Source organism: Burkholderia sp. 3C (assembly GCF_054589155.1).
The window spans coordinates 441,093-449,983 of sequence record NZ_BAAILN010000092.1 but is presented as its reverse complement, the minus strand read 5'-3'; the positions used below and the strand labels follow the sequence as shown (position 1 = coordinate 449,983).

Annotated in this window: 9 protein-coding genes and 1 pseudogene; 8 read left to right on the top strand and 2 right to left on the bottom strand. The window is 68.2% G+C overall.

Features of this window, described 5'->3' with window-relative positions; genetic code table 11:
• The 7 genes and pseudogenes from ACYP33_RS18345 to ACYP33_RS18315 form a co-directional block, all read left to right on the top strand.
• Positions 1–417 (top strand): annotated as a pseudogene (locus tag ACYP33_RS18345) (DNA polymerase III subunit delta'); the annotation flags it as partial.
• Positions 418–483: 66 nt separating this feature from the next.
• Entirely contained in the window at positions 484–1,263 is a 780-nt protein-coding gene (locus tag ACYP33_RS18340) for a TatD family hydrolase (RefSeq protein WP_459623145.1), read from the top strand.
• Between the two features lie 42 nt (positions 1,264–1,305).
• On the top strand, positions 1,306–2,043 hold the full coding sequence (locus tag ACYP33_RS18335) for an ankyrin repeat domain-containing protein (RefSeq protein ID WP_414445490.1): 738 nt from the start codon (positions 1,306–1,308) through the stop codon (positions 2,041–2,043).
• A gap of 78 nt (positions 2,044–2,121) precedes the next feature.
• Positions 2,122–2,478 carry a Rap1a/Tai family immunity protein gene (locus tag ACYP33_RS18330; protein ID WP_414445489.1) on the top strand — a complete coding sequence of 119 codons (357 nt, stop codon included), beginning with the start codon at positions 2,122–2,124 and terminating at the stop codon, positions 2,476–2,478.
• A 184-nt stretch (positions 2,479–2,662) separates the two neighbouring features.
• Positions 2,663–3,841, top strand: a complete 1,179-nt coding sequence (locus tag ACYP33_RS18325; RefSeq protein ID WP_459623143.1) for a mechanosensitive ion channel family protein — start codon at positions 2,663–2,665, stop codon at positions 3,839–3,841.
• A gap of 16 nt (positions 3,842–3,857) precedes the next feature.
• Positions 3,858–5,057, top strand: a complete 1,200-nt coding sequence (locus ACYP33_RS18320; protein WP_459623142.1) for an AAA family ATPase — start codon at positions 3,858–3,860, stop codon at positions 5,055–5,057.
• 226 nt (positions 5,058–5,283) lie between these two features.
• A complete protein-coding gene (locus ACYP33_RS18315; RefSeq protein WP_414445486.1) occupies positions 5,284–6,348 on the top strand; it encodes a glycosyltransferase family 4 protein in 1,065 nt (354 codons plus the stop codon).
• 140 nt (positions 6,349–6,488) lie between these two features.
• Here the strand turns inward: ACYP33_RS18315 and ACYP33_RS18310 are convergent, their stop codons facing one another.
• The gene (locus ACYP33_RS18310) at positions 6,489–7,076 is read right to left on the bottom strand and encodes a BPSL1445 family SYLF domain-containing lipoprotein (protein WP_414445485.1); all 588 of its coding nucleotides are present in this window, start codon (positions 7,074–7,076) and stop codon (positions 6,489–6,491) included.
• 278 nt (positions 7,077–7,354) lie between these two features.
• Positions 7,355–7,642, bottom strand: a complete 288-nt coding sequence (locus ACYP33_RS18305) for a PsiF family protein (protein WP_414451756.1) — start codon at positions 7,640–7,642, stop codon at positions 7,355–7,357.
• A gap of 232 nt (positions 7,643–7,874) precedes the next feature.
• Here ACYP33_RS18305 and ACYP33_RS18300 point away from each other — a divergent pair.
• Positions 7,875–8,891 (top strand): asparaginase (locus tag ACYP33_RS18300; RefSeq protein ID WP_459623140.1); only part of this gene is annotated, 1,017 nt, incomplete at its 3' end.

The following is an 8,891-nucleotide window of genomic DNA, read 5'->3' as shown; positions in this document are numbered from 1 at the left end:
GTGCCCGATGCGGCCGCGTTGCTGGCCGAGGCCGGCGGCGCGCCGCTGACCGCGCTCGCGCTGGCCAGCGACGAGCACCGGCCGCTGCGCGACTGGACGCTGGCACAATTGGCCGCCGGCCCGAAGTGCGACGCGTTCGCCTGCGGCGAATCGCTCCAGAAGCTGCCGGTGCCGGTCGTGCTTGGCTGGCTGCAGCGCTGGAACTACGATCTGCTGGCCCAGCGCGCGGCCGGCCAGCCGCGTTATTTCCCGGCCCAGCGCGCCGCGCTCGAACGCTGCGCGGCGGCCGTCGACGCGAACGCGTTCGCGCGTTTCACCAAGACCGTCACGCGGCAGCGCGCGATCGAGAATCACCCGCTCAATGCGCGGCTCGTGTTCGAGGAGCTGTTCCTCGGCTATCGCGAGATGTTCGCGTGAGCCCCCGGCCGCCCAGCCCGGGCCACGCCGCGCCGGCTTTTTTCACCGTCTGACAGGAAGCGCAGGATGTTCGTCGATTCCCATTGCCACATCAATTTCGAAGGCCTCGCCGACCGGCTGCCCGAGGTGCTCGCCAACATGCGCGAGCAGCAGGTCACGCATGCGCTGTGCGTGTCGGTCGATCTGGAAACGCTGCCGCAGGTGCTCGCGATCGCCGAGCAGCACGCGCACATCTACGCGTCGGTCGGCGTGCATCCCGATCACGAGGACGTGCGCGAGCCGTCGCTGGCCGAACTGATCGAGCTGGCCGCGCACCCGAAGGTGGTGGCGATCGGTGAAACCGGCCTCGACTACTACCGGCTCGGCGAGCGCGGCATCGCCGACATGGAATGGCAGCGCGAGCGCTTTCGCACTCACATTCGCGCCGCGCACGCCACGCGCAAGCCGCTGATCATCCATACGCGCGCCTCGTCGGAGGACACGCTGCGGATCATGGCCGAGGAAAACGCCTCGGTGCCGGGCGGCGTGATGCACTGCTTCACCGAGCCGTGGCCGGTGGCCGAGGCGGCGCTCGCGCAGAACTTCCATATCTCGCTGTCGGGCATCGTCACGTTCAAGAAGGCCGAGGACGTGCAGGACGTGGCGCGGCGCGTGCCGATCGAGCGCCTGCTGATCGAAACCGACTCGCCGTACCTCGCGCCGGTGCCGTATCGCGGCAAGCCGAATGAACCTGCGTACGTCAGTTATGTCGGACGCTTTATCGCGGCGCAACGCGGCATGTCCGACGAAGCGCTTGCCGCCGCGACCTCGCAGAACTTTTTCCGGCTGTTCGGCCTCGCCGCCTGAGGCGCTGCCGCACCGGATCAACCCAGGGTAGGAGCCAACAATATGAAACCGATGAACGGTCCGTCCATGTCTCGCCCGGGCGTCGCGCTGCGCGCGCTCGTCCTGTCCGCCGGCCTGGCAGCCGGCTTCGCCGCGCCGCTCGCGCACGCCGAATCGCGCGATGCGATCGTCAAGGCCGTCAAGTTCGACGATATCAGCGACATCGCCAAGCAACTGAAGCAGGGCCTCGACCCGAACCTGACCGACGACAAGGGCAACCCGCTGCTGGTGATCGCCGCGCGCGAAAAGTCCGACAAGGTGGCCGACGCGCTGGCGTCCGCGCCGAATGTCGATCTCGAGAAAACCGATCCGGCCGGCGAGAACGCGCTGATGATGGCGTCGCTCAACGGCGATTTGCCACTCGTCAAGCTGCTGATCGACAAGGGCGCCGAAGTCAGCAAGAAGGGCTGGTCGCCGCTGCATTACGCGGCCACCAACGGCCAGGACGAGGTGGTGCGCTACCTGATCGACAAGTCGGCCTATATCGACGCCGGCTCGCCGAACGGCACCACGCCGCTGATGATGGCCGCGCGCGGCAACCACGACACGACCGTCACGCTGCTGCTCGACCAGGGCGCCGATCCGGCCATCAAGAACCAGCTCGGCGTCACCGCGCTGGAATTCGCCCAGCACTACAAGGCGCCCGACGCGGTCCAGATCCTCTCGAAGCGCACCACGCGCCTCGGCGACGCCCAGCCCGCGAACGGGAATGGGGCTGGTGGCCAAAACAGTGCAAAATAGCGGTTTTGGGCGCGGCGCTTGCCGCGCCGCTTTCGTCGTACCGGCCTGACGCCGCCGACCTGACATAAGGAATATCCAATGTTGCGGGCGCTGTTTTTTGCCGCCGTGTTCGTCGCGCCGCTTTCCGCGCACGCCTTCACGGCCGGTGATCTCGACAAGCTCTGTGCGAAGACCGACGTGAAGTCGCGCGCATCGTGCGGTGCGTATATCGAGGGCGCCGCGGATGGCGTCTACAACACGATCGACGCCATCGGCGGCACCACCGGGCCACGCGTCGGCCAGTATTTCTGCCTGCCGCCCGACATCAAGGCGCAGCAGATGACCGACGCGATCCGCAAGTACGTCGCCGAGAACCCCAAGATCGTCGACTACAACGCGAGCACGGCCGTGTCGCTCGGCCTCGGCAAGGCGTTTCCGTGCCGCAACGGCAACTGATCTGAATCACGGGCGCGTCCGCGTCGGCGGCCGGTTTGCTCCGGCGCAGCGGGCCGCTCGCGCGTGACACAGCGTTGCCGGCTTTGGCCGGCCTTCCTGGCGCACCGTGGCGGTTTTCGCGCGGCCGCGCCCCGAACCACCTGTAGCGGGCACCCCGCCCGCCCCAACGACGACACCCCGCGCGATGACGATCCCTATCGATCAACTCGCGGCCATCGCCGATGCGCCGCTCCACACCTGGCTTGGCACGCTGTTCGTTGCCGTGCTCCTGCTGGCCCTCGCGGCCGGTGTCCACCGGCTCGGCGCGCGAATCCTGATTCCGCTCGCGCGCCCGTATCCGTTCATGAGCGTCATCGTGCGCTACATCGACCGGCCCGCGCTCGCCGTGCTGTCGTTCCTCGTGCTCGAATTCCTGTCCCTGCAGGTCGCCGACGAACTGTCGCATGCGGGCGGCCTGCGCACGCTGTCGGCCGTCGGGCTGATCATCGCGCTGACCTGGCTGCTGATGCGGCTCGCGGCGGCGGTGGGCGAGGCGATCGTGCAGGCCAATCCGGTCGACCGGGCCGATAATCTTGCCGCGCGCCGCATCCACACCCAGGCGCGGGTGCTGGCACGCTCGGCGATGGTGGTGGTGGTGATCGTCGGTGCGGGCGCCGCGCTGATGACGTTTCCGAACGTGCGGCAAATCGGCGCCAGCCTGCTGGCCTCGGCCGGCGTGGCCGGGCTGGTGGCCGGTATCGCCGCGCGGCCGGTGCTCGGCAACCTGATCGCGGGCTTGCAGATCGGCCTCTCGCAGCCGATCCGGCTCGACGACGTGGTGGTGATCCAGGGCGAATGGGGCCGGATCGAGGAAATCACCGGCACTTATGTCTCGGTGCGGCTCTGGGATCAGCGCCGGCTGGTGGTGCCGCTGCAATGGTTCATCGAGAATCCGTTCCAGAACTGGACCCGCAACAGCGCCGAGATCATCGGCACGGTGTTTCTGTTCGTCGATTACCGCACGCCGCTCGAACCGCTGCGTGCGGAACTGTCGCGGATCGTGACCTCGGCGCCCGAGTGGGATGGCCGCGTGCAGGTGTTGCAGGTGACCGACGCGACCGAGCGCTCGATCCAGTTGCGCGCGCTGGTCAGCTCGGTCGATTCGTCGCTGTCGTGGGACTTGCGCTGCCGCGTGCGCGAAGGCTTGATCGCGTTCCTGCAGACGCATTACCCGGACAGCCTGCCGCGCGGGCGCATGGAGCTGGCCACGCCGGGCGAGGCGAGCACGCCGGACCTGCCGTCGTGGCTGTCGCACGCGCCGGCCTCCAGCACCTCGGCCAACACGCCGGCCGATCCGGCCGCGGCCGAAGCGCCGCTGCGCTGAACCGGGCCGATCCGTCATGAGCCATGGCGCCTGCCGCCCATCGCTGCCGCCGCTGACGGCCCTGGCCGTCGAGAACTACCGCTCGCTGCGAGATTTCATCGTGCCGCTGGCCGGGCTCAACGTGGTGACGGGGCCGAACGGCAGCGGCAAATCGAGCGTCTATCGCGCGCTGCGGCTGCTGGCCGATACGGCGCAGGGCCGCGCGATTCCGTCGCTGGCGCGCGAGGGCGGGTTGGCATCCACGTTGTGGGCCGGCCCCGAGCGCTTCTCGCGTGCGATGCAGGCGGGCGAGGCGCCGGTGCAGGGCGTGACCCGCTCCGGCCCGGTATCGCTGAAGCTGGGCTTCACCTGCGAGGATTTCGGTTACGCGATCGACGTCGGCCTGCCGATCGTCTCCGAGACCCAGTTCGGCCTCGATCCGGTGATCAAGCGCGAATGCGTCTGGGCCGGCGCGCTGCTGCGGCCGTCGACGCTGCTGGTCGATCGGCAGGGCGCGCACCTGCGCACCCGCACGGCCGGCGGCGAATGGCGCAGCGTGCCGCAGCCGGTCGCCTCGTTCGACAGCATGCTGACCGAGTTCGTCGATCCGGCCGGCGCACCCGAGATGATCGCGGTGCGCGAGCGAATCCGCTCATGGCGCTTTTACGACCATTTCCGCACCGATGCCGGCGCGCCGGCCCGCCAGACCCAGATCGGCACGCACACGCCGGTGCTGGCCGACGACGGCGCCGATCTGGCCGCGGCCCTGCAGACGATCATCGAGATCGGCGACCGCGAGGCGTTGGCGGCCAGCATCGACGATGCGTTCCCCGGTGCACGGGTGGCCGTCGACAACGTCGGCGGGCGCGGGCGCTTCGAGGTGACGATGCGCCAGCCCGGCCTGCTGCGCCCGCTCGGCGCGGCCGAGCTGTCGGACGGCACGCTGCGCTACCTGCTGCTCGCGGCCGCGCTGCTGACGCCGCGCCCGCCGGCCCTCTTGGTGCTGAACGAACCGGAAACCAGCCTGCATCCGGACCTGCTGCCGGCGCTCGGCCGGTTGATCGCGCTGGCGTCGGCGCGCTCGCAGGTGATCGTCGTGTCGCATGCGTCGCGGCTGATCGCGACGCTGGAGCGCGAGGCCGGCAGCCTGTCGCTGGTGCTCGACAAGCGGCTCGGCGAAACGCGCCTCGATGAAGACGGCCCCGAGCGCCCGGCCTGGAAATGGCCGTCGCGCTGAGTGCGGGGTCGGCTTACCGGGCGGCTTGAAATCGGGTCGAACACCGGCTGCCGCGATGCGGTAAATCAGACCGGCATCGAATGTATCCGTGCTGTAACAACGTCCAGAAAATGCAATCCGGGTGCCCAGGCGGCCGCCGATCGGCCAATAATGGCGCAGTACCGGCGCGCGGCAGGCGGTGGCTTTGTCGCGCCGCAGCCGGCGGGCGTTCCTGGAGAACATAACGATGAAGATTGCTCAGATCGCGCCTTTGACCGAATCGGTGCCGCCGAAGCTCTACGGCGGCACGGAACGCGTCGTGTCCTACATCACCGAGGCGCTGGTTGAACTCGGACACGACGTCACGCTGTTCGCGAGCGGGGATTCGCAGACCAGCGCGAAGCTCGACGCCGTATGGCCGCGCGCCATGCGGCTCGACGTGTCGATCCGCGACCGCGTCGCCCCGCACATGCTGCTGATGGAGCGCGTGGCACGCCGCGCCGCCGAGTTCGACGTGCTGCATTTCCATATGGATTACTACTCGTTCTCGGTGTTCAAGCGGCAGCCCACGCCGTTCCTGACCACCTTGCACGGCCGTCTCGACCTGCTCGAACAGCAGCCGATCTTCGACCTGTTCGATACCGCGCCGGTGGTATCGATCTCGAACTCGCAGCGCCAGCCGCTGCCGCGCGCGAACTGGCTCGGCACGGTGCTGCACGGGCTGCCCGACACGCTCTACACGCCGCAGCCGGTCGAGCCGCGCTATCTGGCGTTCCTCGGCCGCATTTCGCCCGAGAAGCGCGTCGATCGCGCGATTCGCATTGCCGAGCGCTGCGGCCTGCCGATCCGCATCGCGGCCAAGGTGGATGCGGCCGACGAAGAGTATTTCGAACGCAAGATCAAGCCGCTGTTCGCGCTGCCGCACGTCGAATACATCGGCGAGATCGCCGACAACCAGAAGGCCGAATTCCTGTCCGGCGCGCATGCGCTGCTGTTCCCGATCGACTGGCCGGAGCCGTTCGGCCTGGTGATGATCGAGGCGATGGCGTGCGGCACGCCGGTGATCGCGTTCAATCGCGGCGCGGTGCCGGAGGTGATCGACGAAGGGCTGACCGGCTATATCGTCGAGGACGAAATCGGTGCGGTGGCGGCCGTGAACCGGCTGTCGCGGCTGTCGCGCACGCGCGTGCGGCAGCGCTTCGAGGAGCGCTTCACGTCGCGCCGGATGGCGCAGCAGTACGTGGATGTCTATCAGGCGCTGATCCGCGCGCAGAAGCGCTCGCGCTTCAAGGTGATCGATTCGGCATCATGACGATGCGGCTGGCCGAAGGCACTGGCACCCGCAAACAAGAACGCCCCGAGTTTCTCGGGGCGTTTTTTCATGCTCGCTGGATTGCGTATCGGCACCCGCGCAGCCCTTGCCGGCCGCGCAGGCGCGTCATGCTCACCGGCTTACGGGTTGATGCGCGACACCTTGGTGCCATTGATCGACACGTCGCCCATCAGGCCCGCGTTGGTCAGCACGATCACTTCCACCGGCGCGGTGGCCGTGTTGGTGTCGACCGCGCCGTTCGCGCCCATCTTGACGAGCGCGACCGAGGCGTCGGCGCCGGCCGACCAGCCGTCGGTGCCGCGGAATTTGTCGAGCGCATCCTGCGTCATGAACAGGAACACCACGGCCTTCGATTGCGCACCGGCCTGCAGGCCGACCGACAGCGACGACGTGTTGTAGTAGCCGGCCGTGCTGCCGCCGACGCGCAGCGCGCCATTGCCGGTTTGCGCGCCGACGATGAAGCCCGCCTGCAACACGCTCGGGAACACCAGGATGCCGCGCGACTTGGCGGCCAGTTCGCGCGAGCCGGGCACGGTGGTGTAGAGGCGCGACAGCGTCGCGTTCACGCTGGCGTCGATCGCGTTGCGCTTCGAGGCGCTGGTCGAGGCGTTATCGGGCTTGTCCGGGGTGGTGGTGCAGCCGGTCAGTGCGAGACTTCCGACGATGAGCGCGGCGGCGGCTTTCAACACGAGATTGCGTTTTTGCATGTTGTTTTCTCCATCAGGTGTGGTTTCGCGGGTCGTCCCGCCGAAACGGGGTCAAGCGCCACGTTTATATCACAGCCATCCGCGGCTTATCGCCGCATCTCGGTAAAAACAGTGTCAAATCGTTTCAGATCGTTAACGTATTGATTCGGCTGGTGAAATTTTGAATTTCTCAACAGTTGAAAGCCAATCGGAAGGCGGACGCCGCGCACCATGAAAAATGCCGCGCCTGCGTGAGCAGGGCGCGGCATCGGAGCGTGACGCAGCGGGAACAGCGCGCGTCAGGCCGGCGGCTGGTTCGACAGGCAGCTCTTCATGAATGCCTTGCGGTCGTCACCCTTCTTGCCGGTAGCTTGCGTGTTGCAGGCCTTCATCTTGTCCTGTTGCGACATCTTCGGCGGGGTGGCCGACAGGCAATCCTTCATGAACGCCTTGCGTTCGTCGCCCTTCTTGCCGGCGGCTTGCGTGTTGCAGGCCTTCATCTTGTCTTGCTGGCTGTTCGCGGCGAACGCGGGGGAAGCCAGCATGCCGCCGACGAGCAGCGCGGCCATGAGCGATCGGATTTTCATTGGACACTCCGGTTCAATAATTGGCGTAGTCGTGACACCTGGGACGATGCGCGTGGCGCGAATCGCCGGGCCATTATGGCAAACCATTTCGGGAACAACAAAGGGACTAACGCGTGGCGGGGCCGCCGCGTTGACGGTGTTTCCACCAACGGGGCGGGCGTCTCGCGGCCAGGCCTCCCGAACCGGCAGGCCACCTCGCACGTCGGCAATCGCAGCGATTACAATCCCGGCCATGACACTTCCGACCTCCCAACCGATTTCCTCCGCCGCGCCGGCCTTGCTGCCGCGCATCGCGGTTCTCGCCACCGGCGGCACGATCGCGGGCGCCGCGCCCGACGCCACCAACACGGCCGGCTACCAGGCCGGCGCGCTCGGCATCGCCTCGCTGCTCGACGCCGTGCCGGCGCTGGCGCGCGTCGCGCAGATCGAGGGCGAGCAGATCGCCAGCATCGACAGCAAGGATCTCGATCCGGCGCTGTGGATCGTGCTGGCGCAGCGTGTCGACGCGCTGGCTGCCGATCCGCGCATCGACGGCATCGTGATCACCCACGGCACCGACACGCTGGAGGAAACCGCCACGCTGCTGCATCTGGCCGTCAAGACCGCCAAGCCGGTGGTGCTGACCGCGGCGATGCGCCCGGCCACCTCGCTGTCGTCCGACGGCCCGCTGAACCTGCTCAATGCCGTGACCGTCGCGGCCAGCCCGGCCGCGCACGGCCAGGGCGTGCTGGTTGCGTTCAACAACAAGATCCACAGCGCGCGCGACGTGGTGAAGACCAGCACCTACGCCGTCGATGCGTTCCAGTCTCCGGAGCTGGGCGTGCTCGGCTGGGTGCAGGACGGCCGCGTCGAATTCGCGCGCGGCGTGGTGCGCGCGCATACCGCCGCGACGCCGTTCGCGGTGGGCGCCGACTGGCCGGCCGTCGAGATCGTGACGAGCTATGCGGGCGTGTCGCGCACGGCCGTCGATGCGCTGGTGGCGGCCGGGGTGAAGGGCATCGTCGTGGCGGGCACCGGCAACGGCTCGATCCACGCCACGTTGCAGGCCGCGCTGGCCGATGCGGTGGCGAAGGGCGTGGCCGTGGTGCGCGCCTCGCGCGTCGGCTCGGGCCACGTGATGCGCAACGGCGCGGCCAGCGACGATGCACTGGGCTTCGTCAGCGCCGGCTCGTTGAATCCGTTCAAGGCGCGGGTGCTGCTGATGCTGGCGCTCGCGTCCGGCGCGAGCGGTACGCAGGCCTTGCAGGCG